Below are 17,998 nucleotides of genomic sequence, written 5' to 3'. Positions count from 1 at the left end.
TTGAAAGGCAGCATCATGAAACTCGGATACTGCACCATCACCTGGGGCGGCGTCGTCGGCCATCCGGCTGGTGTAACCAGCGTCAAGGACCTCTTCTATCTCACCCACGGCTCAATGGACGGCGCCGTTAAGGACATTGCCGCAGCGGGTTATCACGGAGTGGAAATGTTTGACGGCAACCTCGCCGAATATGAGGACAAACCGGAACAGCTCCGCGGCATCCTGGAGAAAGCCGGAGTCTCCCTTGTCAGTGTCTACACCGGAGCTAACTTCATCTACGCCGATATCCTCCCGGACGAGTTGCACCGCATACAGCGCGCCGCCGACCTCGCAGCCACCTTTGGAGCCGAGCGCCTCGTGGTTGGCGGAGGTGCCCGTCGCGCCGCCGGCACCACAGAGGAGGACTATCAGCGACTTGGGGACGCCTTGGACAGGGTCACCGATATAGCCGAGGCCGCGGGATTAAGCGCCAGCTACCACCCGCACCTGGGCACCATCGTGGAGAGCCCGGACGAGTTGGAGCGCCTTATGCCCCTCACCAGGATCGGCTTCTGCCCGGACACAGCGCACCTTGCCGCAGGCGGGGCGGACCCAGCCGCAACCATACGGAAGTACCGGGAACGAATCCATCACGTCCACCTCAAGGACTTGGACAAGGAAACCTTCTCCTTCCTTCCCCTTGGGCAGGGCGAGCTGAACTTTCCCGACATCATCCAGGCCATCAAAGAGAGCGGCTACGACAGCTGGCTCATGGTGGAGCTCGACGAGTACGGCGGCGACCCCAGGGCAGCCGCCGAGATCAGCCGCAAGTACCTCGAAGAACTCCTCCACTAACCCACCAACTCCTCCCCGAAAGGAACACGATCGTGAAGAATCTCAATGTCGGCCTCATCGGAGGCGGCTTTATGGGCAAGGCCCACTCTCTGGCCTATTCGGCCATGCCTATGTTCTTCTGGCCCGCCCCCGCCATGCCCGTCCGCCACACCATCGCCGAAGCCAACGACCAGCTCGCCGCCGAGGCCGCTCGCCGATTTGGCTTCCAGAACTCCACCGCCGACTGGCGCCAGATCATCGATGACCCCGACATTGACGTCGTCGACATCGCCACACCAAACCACCTCCACGCCGAGATTGCCATCGCCGCCGCACAGGCCGGCAAACACATCATCTGCGAAAAACCCCTCGCCCGCACAGTCGAGGAAGCCAAGGCCATGTACGACGCGGTTAAGGATGCTGGCAACGTGCACATGGTGGCCTTCAACTACCGCCGTACTCCCGCCGTCGCACTGGCAAAGAAGTACATCGAGGAAGGCGCTATCGGTCGCATTCTCAATTTCCGCGGCACCTACCTCCAGGATTGGAGTGCCGACCCCAACTCTCCGTTGTCCTGGCGCTTCCAGAAAAATATCGCCGGCTCCGGAGCCCTCGGCGACATCGCGACCCACGTCGTGGACATGGCACGCTACCTCGTCGGCGAATTTTCCTCAGTCAACTCGATCCTCTCCACCTGGATTCCTGACCGGCCACTGCAGACGGGGGGCGCGGACGCCCTCGGGAACGTCCGCGGCGGCGAAGGCCCACGCGGGGAGGTCGACGTTGACGATGAAGTCATGACTATGATCCGCTTCACGAACGGCGCTGTCGGATCGATTGAGGCCACTCGCAACGCCTACGGCCGAAACAACTTCATCACTTTCGAAATCCACGGTAGCGAAGGCAGCATTGTCTTCAACTACGAACGACGTGACGAACTTCAGGTGTGCTTTGCCTCCGACAAGAATGACCGGCGCGGATTCCGGACCGTCTACACCGGCCCCGCCCACCCCTACGGCGACGGGCTCTGGCCGATCCCTGCGCTGGGTATCGGCTACGGCGAAACAAAGATCATTGAGGCTCACGACTTCTTCAAAGCCATCGCCGACGGCGGCAGCGTCAGCCCGAACTTCGCTGACGGCTATCAGGCGGCGCTCATTGATCATGCGATCGTGACCTCCGCTGACAAAGGCGCCTGGGTAGACGTACCAGCAGTCGCGGGACTGGCCACAACCGCCAGCTAGGAAGCCGGGAGACGGAGGAAGTTCCAGCTTGCTCCGCCTCCCGCCCGCCCGGGTACGGATCCTGCTGGCAATCCCACTCCAACACATCAACGCTGGCCAACTTCACCACGGAATGCCAAAACACCCGGACGCAGGAATGCACCCGCTCACCTTGCGTAAATCTCTAGCATGCAACGTCGCTACATACCCACGCAGACGCTCACACCCGCTCTTCCGCCATGGCTCGAGAAAGAACAAGAATGATCCCCTCCACGACCCCTCCGCCCAAACTCTTAGGGGTGGCGATGATCGGTTACGCCTTCATGGGCAAGGCCCACTCCAACGCCTGGCGGAATGTGGCCAGTTTCTTCGACGTCCCGGCCTTCGAGCAGAAGGTCCTGGTTGGCCGGGACGCCGGCGCGGTGGCTGAGGCCGCGGCGAAGTACGGCTGGGCCGAGTCAGGCACGGACTGGCGCACGGTGGTCACCCGGGATGACATCGACATCGTGGACATCTGCGCCCCCGGCTGGATGCACGCCCAAATCGCCATCGCCGCTCTGGAGGCCGGCAAGCACGTCCTCGTCGAAAAACCCCTGGCCAACACCCTGGTCGAGGCCGAACTCATGACCGCCGCCGCAGCCAAAGCCCGCGCCAAGGGAGTGCAGTCCATGATCGGTTTCAACTACCGCCGCGTCCCAGCCCTGGCCCTGGCGAAGGAACTGATCGCCGAAGGCCGCCTGGGCACCATCCGGCACGTCCGCGCCGCGTACCTGCAGGACTGGCTCGCCGACGCCCAGGCCCCCATGACCTGGCGGCTCAGGAAGGAAACCGCTGGGTCCGGCGCGCTCGGAGACATCGCCTCCCACGCCATCGACCAGATCCAGTACCTCACCGGTCAAACCGTGCTGGAGACCTCAGGGGCGCTGAAGACCTTCGTCAGCCAGCGCCCGGGCCAGAACAGCCTCGAGAACGTAACAGTCGACGACGCCGCCTGGGCAACATTCTGGCTTACCGGCGACGTTGGCGCCTCGGTCGAAGCATCCCGTGTCGCGACCGGCCAGAAGAACTGCCTCCAGATCGAAATCTACGGAACAAATGGCTCCTTAAGTTTCAATCTCGAGAATCTGAATGAACTTCAATTCCTCGACGCCACCCTTCCGGTCCGTGAACAGGGCTTCCGCAGGATCCTGGTCAACGAACCCGAGCACCCCTACCTCGACGCGTGGTGGCCGCAGGGGCACATCATCGGGTGGGAACACACCTTCACCCACCAGATCCGCGACTTCCTGACCGCCATCAACAGCGGTAAAGCACCCTCGCCGTCGTTCGAAGAAGGACTTCAGGTTCAGCGCATCCTGTCCGCTGTCGAAGAATCAGCCAACAACAAGAGCACTGTGACGACCGTGAACCTCGGAGCGTTCGCCACTGAAGGAGCCTGAGCATGCCCCGCCCGTTTACCCTGTTCACCGGCCAGTGGGCCGACCTGCCCTTCGAAGAAGTCGCCCGCCTCGCCTCCGGCTGGGGCTACGACGGACTGGAAATCGCGGTCTCCGGGGACCACCTGGACGCCTGGCGCTGGGACGAACCCGGCTACATCGACTCCAAACTCGAGATCCTGGACAAGTACAACCTCAAGGTCTGGGCCATCTCCAACCACCTCAAAGGCCAGGCCGTCTGCGATGACCCCATCGACTTCCGGCACCAGGGAATCGTCGGATCCAAAGTCTGGGGCGACGGCGACCCCGAAGGCGTCCGCACCCGCGCCGCCGAGGAAATGAAACACACCGCCAGGCTCGCCAAAGCACTCGGCGTGGACACCGTCGTCGGGTTCACCGGCTCCGCCATCTGGCAATACGTCGCCATGTTCCCGCCCGTCCCGGCAAAAGTCATCGACGCCGGCTACCAGGACTTCGCCGACCGCTGGAACCCCATCCTGGACGTCTTCGACGAACAAGGCGTCCGCTTCGCCCACGAAGTCCACCCCTCCGAAATCGCCTACGACTACTGGACCACCGTCCGCACCCTCGAAGCCATAGGCCACCGCGAAGCGTTCGGCCTGAACTGGGACCCCTCCCACATGATGTGGCAGGGCATCGACCCCGTCTCCTTCATCTGGGACTTCAAGGACCGGATCTACCACGTGGACTGCAAGGACACCAAGATCCGCCAAACCGGACGCAACACCGTCATGGGCTCCCACCTGCCCTGGGGCGACCCCCGCCGCGGCTGGGACTTCGTCTCCGCCGGACGCGGCGACGTCCCCTGGGAAGCCTCCTTCCGCGCCCTGACCGCCATCGGCTACACCGGCCCCATCAGCATCGAATGGGAAGACGCCGGCATGGACCGCCTCCACGGCGCCCCCGAAGCCCTCACAGCACTCAAGAAATACGACTTCCCCGCCTCCCAAACCAGCTTCGACGCCGCCTTCAGCAGCAACGACTGAGCTTCCCGCCATGCACAGCCTCCGCCCTGGCCAGAAATGCGAGGTTTGGATCGCTTCGCCCAACGGCCAGCGGGAGCGCGCCTACTCCACGGGGATGTGCTCGTAGAGGCACCCAACTGGACGCTCGACAGCCCGGGCGCTGGTGGTGGCTTGACTCAGGAAGCTAGCTCTACCCGGAAGGCGTTTATGATCAATATCAAACTGATCACGCCCCCTCTGCAGTTCGGTAGAGCCTGCGCTTGCTCAAAGATTCTTCGTCAGCTCTCGGCACCTTGCGTGCCCGGACCTATTAGATCCGGGCGAAGACGGTCCTGGAGGTGGATTATTCCTTCTGGTACATCCAAACCTGACGTCACGCAGATGCTGAGGGAGACTCGGAATAAGACCATATTCATCAGTGGACATGAGAAATCTGAGCGTCCGAAGCTGTACCTGGGCAGAGGGCCGGAACGGAAGCTCACCATACTGGCATTGAGGCAGCATCAGCAAGATGTCCGGCACCTGCTGCGAGTGTTATCGCCGTACCAGGTGCTGTGAGATCAACTCACCCGAGGTTTTGAGACACCAGTACTAGCCGTGGATGAACAATTCCCACCGGCCAGAAAACCATTCCTTGAAGCGTCTCGTGCCACCGCAAGGCACCCCACGAAAAAAGTCAGACATAAGTGTGGACACTGTCCACACCTTGTTTGGCAGGACTAACGGGAACTCGCGGCTCTCACAGGCACGGTCAAGATCGCCCCGCAGAGGCGCTCCGTTGCCAGATCTCGGAAGTCATGTCGTACCTACTCCCCCGGCACATGCATAGGTGTAAGCCACCAACGGCCCACCGAACAAAACCGGAACGAGGAACCACAAGACCCAGTCACAGCAGGCGGAAGGCTCACCTAGCCAGGAACTTGAACCCGTCACCCCACACACCTGAACAGGCTCCGAGGCAGCCAGGCCACAGCCCGCCAACCAACCGTCAGAGCGACGCGACCACAAGCTTTGTCAACACATAAAAGCAAAATCGCTTCTGACGAGGGGATATGCTGTGCCCGAGGTGGGACTCGAACTACATTCCCGCCCTTGCAAACAGTGGCGTCCCGCAAAACATACGGAATCTGGGACAGTCCGGCACCAGTTCGACCCGGTCCGAAGCGAAAAGTGTGTACAGCGTACACACCCTAAATTGGCAACGTCACGGCTTTGCGGCCAGCAGCCCAACGCACGGCGCACAGGTTCCGGCTGCAGACAAAATGCGCGTCCGAGATTCGGCATCATCGCCCGATGGCGGGCAACAGCTTTTGTCTTCGATTTTTTCGCGCTGATCACTCACTGGCGTCCCCACCGCCGCGTTGCACATCGAGGACGGAGAAAACGGCCAAGACGTCCTGTTGGCCGACGCGGACTGGCTAAACCAACGGCTAATCGAAGTTATCGCTGACCTAGTGATAGGAATGCTTAGCGAAAAACACGCGCTTCGTAGCGAGGACAACGACCGAGGTATGGCATTCTCCGACATCTCCTACCTTGCACTCATCCGGGTAGGCCAAGCAGCCAAGTATGTAGAGCCGGCCTTGTCGTACATTCCGGAAGAATATCGGCCTACCCCTATCGATACCCGGCCTCCAGCCACCGGCGGAGCCTAGCATCGCCGACAAACTCCGGCCGGATGGGTCAAAATGAAGGCTCGACAAGAAAGCCCTCTTCTTGAACGCGGTCAGGTTCTGAGAGCACACGTTGAAGGATCAGCTCCTGCTCGTTGAGGTTCCGGATATCCCTACTTACGCCTTTGCCCCGACCTGATGGTCTTGATAGCGCGTCGACCGACCCTGCCGGCCGTTCCTGCTCGGCCAAGCCCGCACCACCCGGGCTATTCAAAGTTCCCCGGAGCACCGTGCACCGGGTCCGAAGAACGCCAGGTGGCCTTAGCGAGCCTTTGAACTTCGCGAACTCCTGACAGAACAGCACGAGCTCGCCGTCCGCGTTGGCATAAGCGGGGCTGTCGTAGAGCGGGACCGCGCCGGCTTTTGTTGACTCGGGGTCTTAGGCCGCTACGAACCCGTTGGCGTGAGTTTTCCCAGCCGTCTTTGCCTTCGCTGGCGGTGGTACTGCTATCGAACAAGACCTGCTAGCGAACAGTCTCCCAGTCAGAATCAGTAAATGGCTCAAAGCCTGGGCGGACGAATCCGTCCAAACGAGCCAAAAGACGGAAGTGGTAGCCCACCGCGGGACCGTTGGCCTGTTCGGCCGATACGCGATGTCCTCGGGGGTCAGCCAGAATGCTCTGCACAAAGCTTGCCAACGGGTCCGGAACGAACCCGAGAATTAGTCCCTCACAATCTTCGACCTGGACCGCCAAGGAATTAACCGGGTTAGCTTCGTCCGGACTTAGGCGCAATTCCTCACCTGGCTGAAGCTGACTGATACGCCGCTGCGCGACTTCTGAAATGTACCGAACGCCATGGACCAGAAACAGTTGGGAAAAAGACCCATCAGCCGACACCTCCGGCATAGGTACCAGCTCGATCGTGTCTCCAACGCGACGGCCACCTGTTCGATTCAGCACTTCGAACGGTGCGGCGTCAGCTGAAAGCCCCAACGCTCTCAACGCCTCTGGTCGGTCTGGACGCCGAGACGAAATCACACGTTCGGCAAATATCGGAAACAGCTGGGGTGAGCGGTAGGCATGCGCCGCATTGCTCAGTCCTGGGAGAGGCGAAAACCAGTTAGATTCGACAGATTTTTTGATGTACTCGAAGCTGTATTCGTTCTTTTCAAAGGACAGAAACCCAAGCGGACGGTATAACTCACCGTCGCTGGATTTCCGCGTCACAAGCAGACGATGTGGCCTGATGCCAGAAGACTGCCGCGCGGGCCTATTTAGAATGCTGGTAGCCATCGCACAACCTCTTTCTGTTGGCCGTCAGTAGTTCATCGGTAAATCTACGCGCCCCCTCTGACATCGAGGGTACGCCGTCTAGTACTGCCACCCAGTCAGACCGCTGAAGGCTCTGGATGCGATCCACCCATTCGCGTGCTTGGTTTGATGCAAGTTCAATACCCTCTAAGGCTACGTCCAACAACGTGAACTTCTTGCCATTCTCAAACCTGTGAGCCTTCGCGCGCGCTGCCCATGCTTCAACGCCGTCACTCCATATTTTCGGCAAATCCTCCTCGTTTAGGCCCGAGGCCAGTGAGCTGCCGTGATCGTACGACTTCGCGAGACGTCGTTCTCCCCCTCGATCCAGCAGACCCCAGTTCAGGGCGTGACGATCCGTGTTTGCTATCCACGCGTCGAAAAGCAGGTACCCCACGAACACGTCAAACGCGGCCCATTCCGCCACATCGGTCCCCGGCGGCCCGAATGCCCCCGACAGCAACTTAGAGATGTTGGCAAGGTTGCGGCCGATTCTGTTCCGCGGTCGGGGCTCAGGATCAGTGTCGCAGTTGAGGTAACCCGGAAATTCCGAAAGGTAGGTGTTCCCAGGCTGTAGATCCCAACCGTCAGGGATCACGTTTCCCGAAATGATCCCCTCGCCCCGGCTCCGAACGGCCACTTCAACTCGGGCCGCGGGAAGGGCTAATAGCTTCGAAAGCTCGGAGGCAATTTTCTCCACTTGGTCATCTCGGCGTCGATACGACCCGCCTGGTTTACCACCAGGGAGGGTTATCGGTCCGTACTTGGCTGGCTTGAACAGCCACCAGTCTGAGCGACGAGACTGAGGCGCTGTTGAAGGTTCGGCTATCCAGGCCTTGTCATCATCGCCGCCGGGCTCCTCTGCCATGATGGGCCAAGCTGTAACGTCGAAAATTTCAAACTGACTCATCGCCGCTGGGCGCTCCGTGACGAACGCGAGTCTGCTGCGCCGGCCCAGGTGATTAACATGCTGAAACTGTATCCCGTGAGCAAGGGCGTGACCCGGTGTTGGCCTGAGCGACATCCTGGGTTGTTGTCTCAACATCTTTACGTCTTAAATCCAGCATAGGCTTACGGGAGCACTACAGACCTTGTAACGAGAGGCATCATGTTGCAGGTCCCGTGGCAGTCCTAGTGCGCACTGTCGTATTCACACGACAATGCCGTATATGGATATTAGACGGTACGCAAGCGCCATTCACGTGGCACAATGCGACTCCCAGGACACAGGCAGTATTGCGAAAGCCTTTAGAACGCGACTTTCAAAGGCTTAGCTCTGAGCATGTCTCGGTTCCTATGAACGTAACTCCTTCTGAAGCCGGATCGCCGGAAGCGGGGACGCTGTTGACTTGCGAAATTGCGATCGAGCTGCATGACATGCCAGCGACACGTTAGAGTTCTGTTGAAGGATCAACACGTGCTACTGCAACAATGTCACTCATTGATTCGATTGACTGTGGGCTGAGTACCGGGTGTGGGGGTAACGGTGGGGTTTTACGTTCGGAAGAGCCTGAAAGCAGGCCCGTTCAGATTTAACCTGAGTAAGTCCGGACTTGGCGTAAGCGCCGGGCTTCCCGGTTTTCGGGTTGGTTCCGGTCCTCGAGGCAACTATGTACGTATGGGGTCGGGCGGTGTTTACTATCAGGCTTCAGTTGCTGGAGGCAAGCAGTCTCCTCAGAGTCCGGGTATCCTCTCAACTCCTGTTCCAACGTCGTCCGATGTGGTCTTTGAGGACCAGCGCGGCGCCAGCGTTCAGGCCCTTGCCCCCACTTCCTCCGGTGACCTTGTGCAGCAACTCAATGAGGCCGGAAGCCGTAAACCCCTGACTCGCTGGATTGTCATCGCAGTCGTGTTGCTGGGCTTGATCACAATGCCTTTTGGCCTCGTTGTTTGGCTGCTCGGCATTCCCGCCATCTGGTGGGTTGTTCAGCGGGACCGCGCCAGGCGGTCCGTAGTCATCTTCTACGACGTCAACGACGGGCACGCCCACCAGTTTCAAGCGCTCGTTGACGCCGGAAGTCTACTGGGACAAGCTCAGAAGATCTGGCGAATTAACGAGGCCGGGACCCTGCAGTCCGGCCACCAACAAAAGGTCAACGCAGGCGCTTCATCCTTGGTTGGACGTTCCATCGCTGGATTCAGCACGAACGGCCCACGGGAGCTCGTGACGAACATCGCCGTACCGGGCGTAACTGCCGATAAGACTGCAATGTACTTCCTGCCGGACCGCGTCCTCCTCTCGCATAACGGCGCATTCGCGGATGTCACGTACGACTCGCTGCGGACTCGTCAGCGCTCGACTAACTTCATCGAATCCCCCGGCGCCACTCCTTCTGATGCCGTCCAGGTTGGATCGACATGGCAGTACGTCAACAAAAACGGCGGTCCGGACCGGCGCTTTAAGAACAACCCACTGTTACCCATCATGAAGTACACGGAAGTGGAGATCGACAACGCGAACGGCTTCAGATGGGTACTCCAGGTATCCAGCGCGGATGCAGCATTTCGCTTCGCCAGCGAACTGGAATCAGCTGCGGTCAATGAAATTCCCAACCCCAGCCAAGCCCTGGTCGCTCCACCCACTTCACCTCAGCATGACTTCACGCCCGCACCGGCTGTACACGCACTCAACCCCGCAGCTCCGGTTCAACCCGAGCCAGCTAAACACCCAACGCCCGCCGTCACGCCTGCAGTTGCGGCCAAGCGGAAGGCACGTTGGTACGGGCCGGAAGAGTCACTGGATCTCGGCAACGGCGTCCGCATTCCAGGCATGGTCTACGCCGGTCAGGAACTCACGTCCCCGCGAGGTGGCACGGAGCCGTCCCTGATCAACCCAACGCTTCGGGTCGACTCCCGCACCCCGGACTGGGCAGGCCAATGCCTGAACTACTGGCCATCCTATGCCGACATCACGCCGGCGGGGCGAGCCGCCTACCTCTCTTGGTTGGCCCAAGGCCGCCGACTTTCAAATACACCGATCGGTTACGTTTTTCTGTTCATGTATGGGCTTGAACGCCGCGTCCTCGTGGACATAGCCCAGCAACCGGACTTGGCTTCGGAACTGAGCGGAATCAAAGGGGAGATGTCGGCGCTGCTCGAGGTGTACGAGGACTCAAGTGGTTCCTTCCGATCCTACGCATCCCGCTTTGTCGACGTCATCGACTTCATGATGCTGCAGGCTGAGGACGAATCCGCCAAGGTCCCGGCCTTGAGCGAATCACGGTGGGACGTACCCTTAGCTCTCCGAGTACACCTTGGCTCCTTCGCCGCCGACGGCAAGGCCATTCCCGCCGACTGGGCGATGGCATGGGGATGGTTCCACCCTGACGTCGCTGTCCGCACACCGGCGACCCGCTGCACTGAAGAGTTTTCACAGCTATTCCGACTCCGCTATCATCAGCGTTTCGGCGAGGGATTCACCGTCCGACCTGGCGCATCGAAAGTTCAGCTCAGTTACACGACCGCCAATTCCCAGATCGGCGCTGCCACCATGACCATGGGTGAAATCGCCGACGTCTTCAACCAGCGTGCACCTCAAAAGAAGCTCGCAGCCTTGTTCGACGACATCACCTCAGAACTGGACCCATACAGCCGCTGGCTCGGCCGCAACAGCGACAAAGCAGGAACCCTGACAGCAGCAGCGCTTCTGCCACGCGACCTACTCGTCGACGCAGAAGGTCCGGTAGGTGAGTTCCGTACCTGGGTGAAGCTAAGGCTCGAAGAACACCGAAGCGTGGTGTTGACCGGTCAGGAACTCTTCGAACACTGGTCCCCCAGCAACGGGGAGAAGCTCTCCAAGCCCGAAGCCGTCAATCTGGCGACACTTCTCGACGGCTTCGGCATAGGTCTCGAACCCGACGTACGTTTCGGCGGCACTGCTATCACTCCAGAATTACCTGTCGTCCTCTTCGACACAGAGCCCGGCAGCCCTCACTCGCCAACGCCGTCATACAGCACGGCCCTGACCATGACGCACCTCGCCGCCGCCGTTATTGCGGCCGACGGAGACATCTCACCCGCCGAACTGGACCACCTGACTGCCCACATCGAATCTTCCCTGCAACTGACCTCGGCCGAACGCACTCGGCTCCACGCACATCTCCAATGGCTCGGAGCATCAGAGGTGAAGCTCACCGGCCTGACCAAACGACTCAGCACACTCACCACAACGCAGAAAGCAGCCTTGGGAGACATGCTAGTGACCGTCGCAGCCGCGGACGGACAGATCGCGCCGAGTGAAGTGAGTACCCTCCAGAAGATCTACAAACTTCTCGAGTTGGACACCGACGTCGTCACCAGCCGCCTCCACGCCGCCATGTCCGCGCCGAACGCTGCCGCAGCGGGACCAGTCACCGTTCGGCAGGCAGGAAAACCAGACCCAGGAATTCCCATCCCCGCGCCCCTACCGCTGGCAACTCAAGATACGCCGCCGGCAAGCACCTACCTCCTCGACTCATCGACGATCCAAGCAAAGATGGCCGAAACCGCGGAAGTCTCTGCCCTTCTTGGTGACATTTTCAGCGACGACGATCCGGCCTCTATCGCACCAAAGGCAAACCCGTCCGCCGTACCAAGTTCGACCGCCTCGGCGCCGACCGAGCAGCCCAGCTCAACTATCGGGGACCTGGATGCATCTCACTCCAACCTCGTCCGCGCACTTGCTGGGGTCACTCAACTCCCCTGGGCTGACTTTGAAGACCTCTCCGCGCAGCATGGTTTACTGCCGCAGGGCGCCATGGACGCCGTCAACGAAGCCGCGTTGGACGCCGCTGACGAGCCGCTGCTTGAAGGCGACGAAACCCTTACCATCAACTCGACCGCACTGCAGGAGCTTTTGGCATGACCGTCTCACCTCAGACCACCATCCGACCACGCGAACGTGACGCGCTCCTGCAATCGCTGCGCGCCGGCGTCGTTCCCAGAATGGGACAACAACACGTACAGGTAGGACGAGTTAACGAAGTCAAAGCACTCCTGTCCGATATCAACAGGATCAACGACGGCGGCTCAGGCAGCCGTTTCATCATCGGAGACTACGGCTCCGGTAAGACATTCTTCCTACATGTCGTGCGATCAATCGCTCTGCAGCAAAAGCTCGTTACCGTCCACGCGGACCTCTCCCCCGACCGCCGCCTTCACGCAACTGGCGGACAAGCCCGCAGTCTCTACGCCGAACTCATGCGCAACATGGCCACGCGGGCCAAGCCCGACGGCGGCGCCATGTCCAGCGTCGTGGAACGGTTCGTGTCGCAAGCCCTGACGGAATCCCGGGACACCGGCACACCTGTCGAGAGCATCATCCGCAAGAGCCTGTCTGAACTCTCCGAGCTCACCGGCGGCTACGACTTCGCTGAAGTCATCGCCAAATACTGGCAAGGACACGACACCGGCAACGAGCAACTCAAGTCCGATGCTGTTCGGTGGCTGCGAGGAGAATTCGCCACCCGCACCGACGCTCGAGCGGCCCTTGGCGTCCGAACCATCATTGATGACTCCAACTTCTACGACCAACTCAAGCTTCTCGCACGGTTCGTCCGTCTGGCGGGCTTCGGGGGTATCCTCGTCTGCCTCGACGAGATGGTCAACCTTTACAAGCTGGCCAACACGCAGGCTCGAAACTCCAACTACGAACAAATCCTCCGGATACTCAACGACTCCACCCAAGGCAGCGCAGCAAGCCTTGGTTTCATCTTCGGCGGAACACCCGACTTCTTGTTGGACCCCCGCCGCGGCCTCTACTCTTACTCCGCGTTGCAATCACGTCTGGAAGAAAACAGCTACGCCGTCGACGGACTCGTGGACTACTCCGGGCCCGTCCTGCGACTGGCCAGCCTGACGCCGGAAGACTTCTACGTCCTGCTGACCAAACTCCGGCACGTCCAGGCCGCCGGAGACGAATCGGCCTACCTGATCAGCAACGAAGGCATCACCCAGTACATGAACCACTGCGCTCAGCGCATCGGCGACGCATACTTCCGAACGCCCCGGAACACGATCAAAGGCTTCCTCGACCTACTCGCCGTGCTCGAACAGAACCCAGACCGCGTCTGGGAGGACCTTGTGACGGGCATCAACATCGAACGGGAGTCCAACCCGGACCTGGCTCCATTGACTCCCGCCACGGACCCTTCTTCTGCGCCCACCCGAACCCGCGACTTCCTCACCGACCCCGCAACAAGCGAAGACCGCCTCACAACGAACAACACCGATGACGAGCTCTCAGTCTTCAAGCTCTAGAGCGTCCGAAGCCCACACAGCTTTTAGTCGGCTTCATCGAAGTGTTCAGTCGTGGATTTGGGAACAGAAATGGGAGCATCTGCGCCCTGCCCAGGCCGAAGCCATCGAACCAATCCTCCGCGGAAATACGGACGTCATCATCAGTGCAGCTACCGCCTCAGGCAAAACAGAGGCGGCCTGGCTACCAATCCTGTCGTCCCTGGCGGCGGCACGAGACAAGGGAACACTGCCCAGTGGGGTGAAGGCACTCTACATCTCGCCATTGAAGGCCCTGATCAACGATCAATACGGCAGGCTCGAATCTTTGGCCGGCAGAACGGGCATGCCGATTCATCGCCGGCACGGTGATGTAAGCGACAGCGCCCGCAGAGCCCTCAAAGAATCACCCGACGGACTCCTGCTCATTACCCCGGAGTCCTTGGAAGCGATGTTTGTTATCCAAGGGAACCGCCTACCGTCCATGTTCAATGGACTGCACTACGTCGTGATCGACGAGCTGCACTCCTTCATCGGCACTGAACGCGGGGCGCAGCTGCAATCGCTCCTGCACCGGGTAGAGCTGGCAATCCGGCGACGGGTCCCGCGCATCGGGCTCTCCGCCACCCTCTCCGACCCCTCCATCGCCGCGCGCTTCCTCAGGCCAGGCAACGAAGAAAACGTCCACGTGATCGGAGGCCACAACGATGATGCCGCCGAACTCCGCATGCAGCTGCGCGCGTACATCACCAGCGGTGGCGGGGTGTCCGACGCCGAAGAACACACTGAGGTCGAACCGGACAAGCTGGCAATCGCCGACCATCTTTTCCAGAACCTGCGCGGACAGGACAACCTGGTATTCGCCAACTCGCGTGCCAGTGTCGAAACCTACGCCGACCTGCTCAAGGGCATGAGCGACCGTGCGCGGGTTGGCAACGAGTTCTTCCCCCACCATGGCAACCTATCCAAGGAATTCCGGGAAATCGTTGAGTCCCGGCTAAGGTCTGCCGAGACACCAACAACGGCAGTCTGTACCTCCACACTCGAGATGGGAATCGACATAGGCTCGGCCGACGCCATAGCGCAAATCGGCGCACCAGGCAGCGTTTCCGCGCTCCGCCAACGTCTGGGGAGGTCAGGCCGACGAGGCAAACCGGCAACTCTACGCCTATACGTCTCGGAACGACCAGTCGATCACCGGACCCCTCCGGTAGATCAACTCCGTGCCGAGCTATTCGAAACTGTCGCCACCGTCGAACTGCTTCTCGAAAAGTGGTACGAACCACCCAATACAGACGGTCTTCACCTCTCTACATTCATTCAACAGACTTTGTCCGTGATCGCCCAACACGGCGGCGCGACGGCCGCCGAAATATACAACGCCCTGTGCGAGGCGGGTCCCTTCACTCACATCGATCAAGCCATGTTCATTCAGCTACTCCGCGGACTGGGCAACAAAGACATCATCATGCAGTCATCCGATGGCATCCTCCTGGCTGGAACCAAGGGCGAACGGCTCATCAACCACTACAGCTTCTATAGCGCCTTCCACACGGCCGAGGAATACCGGCTCGTCTCCTCAGGCCGCACGCTCGGATCAATCCCCGTCGATCAACCGCTTGTAGAAGGCGGCCTCCTGATCTTCGCAGGACGCCGGTGGCGCATCCTTGACATCGACATCGCCGGCAAAGTAATCAACCTGACCAAGGCCGGAGGCGGCCGACCCCCATCTTTCTCCGGTAGCGGCATCCAAATAGCCGATGGCATACGTCAACGGATGAAACAGCTCTACGAAACTCTGGACGTACCCATCTACCTCGACGAAACGGCACGAGCGCTCTTCCAGGAGGGCCGGGCCGCATACGACAGACTTGGCCTCCGAGAGAGCCCACTCATCAGTTGGGGAGACGACACTATTCTCGTCCCCTGGGTCGGGGACAGGACCATGAACACACTCCATGTCCTTTTCAGCAGCGAAAGCTACGAGTCAACTCTCGACGGTGTAGGCATGACGCTCCGGAAGACTTCACTTGAACAAGCAGCCACCCTCCTCGAGTATCTGGCTAATCTCCCCACACCCAATCCGTCTGACATAGCCAGCAACGTCATCGTCAAAGAGCGCGACAAGCATGATGTCTACCTCGACGACCAACTACTCACGCACTCCTACGCGGCCGCAGCGCTCGACGTCGAGACAGCATGGCCACTCATCAAACATTTGGCCGAAGCAACCACCAGATTCGCGGTAGACCCGACGAACAACCGGCCGAAATTGCTCGTCACAACGAACACCGAGCCCATGATTGAACTCGCTGACGCCGGACCCTATGCCGTCATCGACGTCGAAACAACGGGGTTCTCACCACAGAGAGACCGCATTGTCGAAATTGCCATCGTGCACCTCAACGAACAAGGAATCATCCAGGACGCATGGTCAACACTTGTCGACCCCCAGCAAGCAACCGGCCCAAGCCACGTCCACGGAATCACGAATCACGACGTCCGAAACGCCCCACGGTTTGCCGACATACTCCCTCGCCTTCAGCAACAGCTAGCCGGACGAACTGTGGTGGCACACAATGCCTCTTTCGACCTCGGATTCCTAAGGACCGAGTTCCAGCGAGCGGGAGTGACGATGCCGAACTGGCCTCTCGTATGCACAATGCAACTTACAAGGAGCTATCACCCCGGCGAGAGCGCCTCCCTGGCAGACGCCTGCAAACGACTCGATATCGAAACCGGCAAAGCGCACACAGCTGCCGCCGACGCCCTCGCAGCGGCCAACCTACTCTCCTCGTACATCGGCAGAGACCCTAACGTCTCCGCTCGGCACGACCCACGCACGTCCTCTACCACCGACTTCACCGAGCATCGCCGATAACAGCGCATCTGTCCCAGGTCGACCTCACCCCAGCACTGCCCTACGGAGTCATGCACGAACCAGACCACGCGAGCAGCTTGATAAAGGACCTTCAGCTAAACCCTACAGACCTGTTGGAAGACACCCCACCAGGGCATCAGAAAGTCAGCGGACACGCGTCGGACAGGGCATGACCTTGCATTTTCTGAAGGTGACACGAGGAATTCCTAGACCCAACCCGGACACCGTGGGCTGATTCTCCGACGCACGGTGTCCGATTTTTCTAACCGGACTGCGCCGCATGGTCTCCAACGCACGCGACCATGTGAATGTCTGGCCAGTCCACCACGATTTGAAACGATCGGATATCGACATCCCGAAATTCCTGCGACCGGAGGGGACCGAATAAATCAGACATAAGTGTGTACACTGTACACACCCCCTTTGACAGGGCAAATGTGCTACGCAGCTTGCCGCGTGCCCTGAAGTGGCCTTTTCGGTAACTCCCAAACACAGCGTGGCCAGATCATGTTGTAACCATCCGCCCGGAACCATGAAGAGGTGTAGGCCAACCACGGCCCACCCGACTATACCGGAGCGAGGAAGCGCCAGAACCCAGTCACAGCAGGCGGAAGCCCCACCGGCCAGGGACTTGAACCCGCCACCCCACACACCTGAACAGGCCCCGCGGCGGCCAGGCCACAGCCCGCGACCAACCCGTCAGAGCGACGCGAAACAAGTTTTGTACACACGTCAAAGCGAATTCGCCCCTGACGAGGGAAAACGTCGTGCCCGAGGTGGGACTCGAACTGTATTCCGGGCCTTGCAAACACTCGGCTCCCGCGAGAACATGCGGCATTCGAAGAAGTCCGGCAGCTGTACGAGGCAGTACGAGACGAAATGTGTGGACATTGTCCACACCCCATTTTCAGGGGGTCAAGGGCTACCGGGGCACCAGATGCCCAGAAATCTGGGCGGCAGAGTCCAACAAGTCGATAGTGCCCGCGGCGACTCCGACGACGAGGTCGAAGCCTTCCTCCGTGGTGAAGCCATGCCGGTAACCGTTGATCCAGAGCAACAGCACCATGAGCGTCCACGCGGTCCGTTTGTTTCCATCAATGAGTGGATGGAACCGTGCGACCGACTCCAACAACGCGGCCGCCTTGACCGCTAGTTCCGGATAAGCCTCCGCGCCCATGACAGTTGTCGCCGGCCTGGCAAGTGCCGAGGCCAACAAGCCGACATCACGGACATGGAAGCCGTAGCGATCAACTACCTGAAGTGCATCCTCAATGTCCAGGTACGCTGTCACGCGTCCTCAAGGCGCTTCAGCAACTCAGCATCATGACTCATAACAAAATCAAGGCCCTCGCTGATTTCGCGCCGCCGCGCGTGGCGCTGCAGAACCAACTCTGCCCCCTGCAACAGCAGCGCGGACTTGGACGTGTGTTCCTCGGCAGCCAACTTCTCCAGCCGCCGATCGAGGTCTTCAGGGACACGAAGATTCATAGCCATGCCCTTATGGTACCAAAGCGGTACTG

At 60.0% G+C, this 17,998-nt stretch carries 11 protein-coding genes; 7 read left to right on the top strand and 4 right to left on the bottom strand.

Annotated features, from left to right (window positions below; all coding sequences use genetic code 11):
* The first annotated feature begins 15 nt into the window (after positions 1 to 15).
* The 4 genes from ACFVVC_RS04930 to ACFVVC_RS04915 all read left to right on the top strand — a co-directional run bounded on the left by ACFVVC_RS04930 (position 16) and on the right by ACFVVC_RS04915 (position 4,479).
* On the top strand, positions 16 to 834 hold the full coding sequence (locus ACFVVC_RS04930; protein ID WP_387449785.1) for a sugar phosphate isomerase/epimerase family protein: 819 nt from the start codon (positions 16 to 18) through the stop codon (positions 832 to 834).
* A 32-nt stretch (positions 835 to 866) separates the two neighbouring features.
* Positions 867 to 2,057: a Gfo/Idh/MocA family protein gene (locus ACFVVC_RS04925; protein WP_387449783.1), complete on the top strand. Its 1,191-nt coding sequence runs from the start codon at positions 867 to 869 to the stop codon at positions 2,055 to 2,057.
* Between the two features lie 239 nt (positions 2,058 to 2,296).
* Positions 2,297 to 3,475, top strand: coding sequence for a Gfo/Idh/MocA family protein (locus ACFVVC_RS04920; protein ID WP_387449781.1), 1,179 nt, complete (start codon positions 2,297 to 2,299; stop codon positions 3,473 to 3,475).
* A 2-nt stretch (positions 3,476 to 3,477) separates the two neighbouring features.
* The gene (locus ACFVVC_RS04915) at positions 3,478 to 4,479 is read left to right on the top strand and encodes a sugar phosphate isomerase/epimerase family protein (protein ID WP_387449779.1); all 1,002 of its coding nucleotides are present in this window, start codon (positions 3,478 to 3,480) and stop codon (positions 4,477 to 4,479) included.
* A gap of 2,116 nt (positions 4,480 to 6,595) precedes the next feature.
* Here ACFVVC_RS04915 and ACFVVC_RS04910 read toward each other — a convergent pair.
* Together ACFVVC_RS04910 and ACFVVC_RS04905 are read right to left on the bottom strand one after the other, a co-directional pair.
* Entirely contained in the window at positions 6,596 to 7,366 is a 771-nt protein-coding gene (locus ACFVVC_RS04910; protein ID WP_387449777.1) for an HIRAN domain-containing protein, read from the bottom strand.
* Positions 7,344 to 8,252 (bottom strand): hypothetical protein, encoded by a 909-nt coding sequence (locus ACFVVC_RS04905; RefSeq protein WP_387449775.1) that lies wholly within the window; start codon positions 8,250 to 8,252, stop codon positions 7,344 to 7,346. Before ACFVVC_RS04905 ends, ACFVVC_RS04910 begins: the two co-directional genes overlap by 23 nt.
* A gap of 618 nt (positions 8,253 to 8,870) precedes the next feature.
* Between ACFVVC_RS04905 and ACFVVC_RS04900 the strand changes: the two genes are divergently transcribed.
* The 3 genes from ACFVVC_RS04900 to ACFVVC_RS04890 are packed head-to-tail and all read left to right on the top strand — an operon-like array spanning position 8,871 to position 16,478.
* Complete coding sequence (locus ACFVVC_RS04900) at positions 8,871 to 12,227, top strand: TerB N-terminal domain-containing protein (RefSeq protein WP_387449773.1); 3,357 nt, start codon at positions 8,871 to 8,873, stop codon at positions 12,225 to 12,227.
* A complete protein-coding gene (locus tag ACFVVC_RS04895) occupies positions 12,224 to 13,621 on the top strand; it encodes an ATP-binding protein (protein WP_387449772.1) in 1,398 nt (465 codons plus the stop codon). Before ACFVVC_RS04900 ends, ACFVVC_RS04895 begins: the two co-directional genes overlap by 4 nt.
* The gene (locus tag ACFVVC_RS04890) at positions 13,593 to 16,478 is read left to right on the top strand and encodes a DEAD/DEAH box helicase (protein ID WP_387449770.1); all 2,886 of its coding nucleotides are present in this window, start codon (positions 13,593 to 13,595) and stop codon (positions 16,476 to 16,478) included. Before ACFVVC_RS04895 ends, ACFVVC_RS04890 begins: the two co-directional genes overlap by 29 nt.
* 922 nt (positions 16,479 to 17,400) lie before the next feature.
* Here the strand turns inward: ACFVVC_RS04890 and ACFVVC_RS04885 are convergent.
* Both ACFVVC_RS04885 and ACFVVC_RS04880 read right to left on the bottom strand, forming a co-directional pair.
* Complete coding sequence (locus tag ACFVVC_RS04885; protein WP_387449768.1) at positions 17,401 to 17,769, bottom strand: type II toxin-antitoxin system death-on-curing family toxin; 369 nt, start codon at positions 17,767 to 17,769, stop codon at positions 17,401 to 17,403.
* Positions 17,766 to 17,972, bottom strand: coding sequence for a ribbon-helix-helix protein, CopG family (locus tag ACFVVC_RS04880; RefSeq protein ID WP_240685144.1), 207 nt, complete (start codon positions 17,970 to 17,972; stop codon positions 17,766 to 17,768). The genes ACFVVC_RS04885 and ACFVVC_RS04880 overlap by 4 nt, the downstream gene beginning before the upstream one ends.
* Between the last annotated feature and the right edge of the window lie 26 nt (positions 17,973 to 17,998).

Origin of the sequence: Pseudarthrobacter sp. NPDC058196 (genome assembly GCF_042882685.1) — a bacterium.
Classification (GTDB): Bacteria; Actinomycetota; Actinomycetes; order Actinomycetales; family Micrococcaceae; genus Arthrobacter.
The sequence above is the reverse complement of the archived record's forward strand: the minus strand, read 5'-3'. Positions and strand labels throughout refer to the sequence as shown.

Bases quoted from the DNA above. Each gene is read 5' to 3' on its own strand.
- ACFVVC_RS04930 (WP_387449785.1), top strand. From the start codon at position 16: ATGAAACTCGGATACTGCACCATCACCTGGGGCGGCGTCGTCGGCCAT.
- ACFVVC_RS04920 (WP_387449781.1), top strand. From the start codon at position 2,297: ATGATCCCCTCCACGACCCCTCCGCCCAAACTCTTAGGGGTGGCGATG.
- ACFVVC_RS04915 (WP_387449779.1), top strand. From the start codon at position 3,478: ATGCCCCGCCCGTTTACCCTGTTCACCGGCCAGTGGGCCGACCTGCCC.
- ACFVVC_RS04910 (WP_387449777.1), bottom strand. From the start codon at position 7,366: ATGGCTACCAGCATTCTAAATAGGCCCGCGCGGCAGTCTTCTGGCATC.
- ACFVVC_RS04905 (WP_387449775.1), bottom strand. From the start codon at position 8,252: ATGGCAGAGGAGCCCGGCGGCGATGATGACAAGGCCTGGATAGCCGAA.
- ACFVVC_RS04895 (WP_387449772.1), top strand. From the start codon at position 12,224: ATGACCGTCTCACCTCAGACCACCATCCGACCACGCGAACGTGACGCG.
- ACFVVC_RS04890 (WP_387449770.1), top strand. From the start codon at position 13,593: ATGACGAGCTCTCAGTCTTCAAGCTCTAGAGCGTCCGAAGCCCACACA.
- ACFVVC_RS04880 (WP_240685144.1), bottom strand. From the start codon at position 17,972: ATGGCTATGAATCTTCGTGTCCCTGAAGACCTCGATCGGCGGCTGGAG.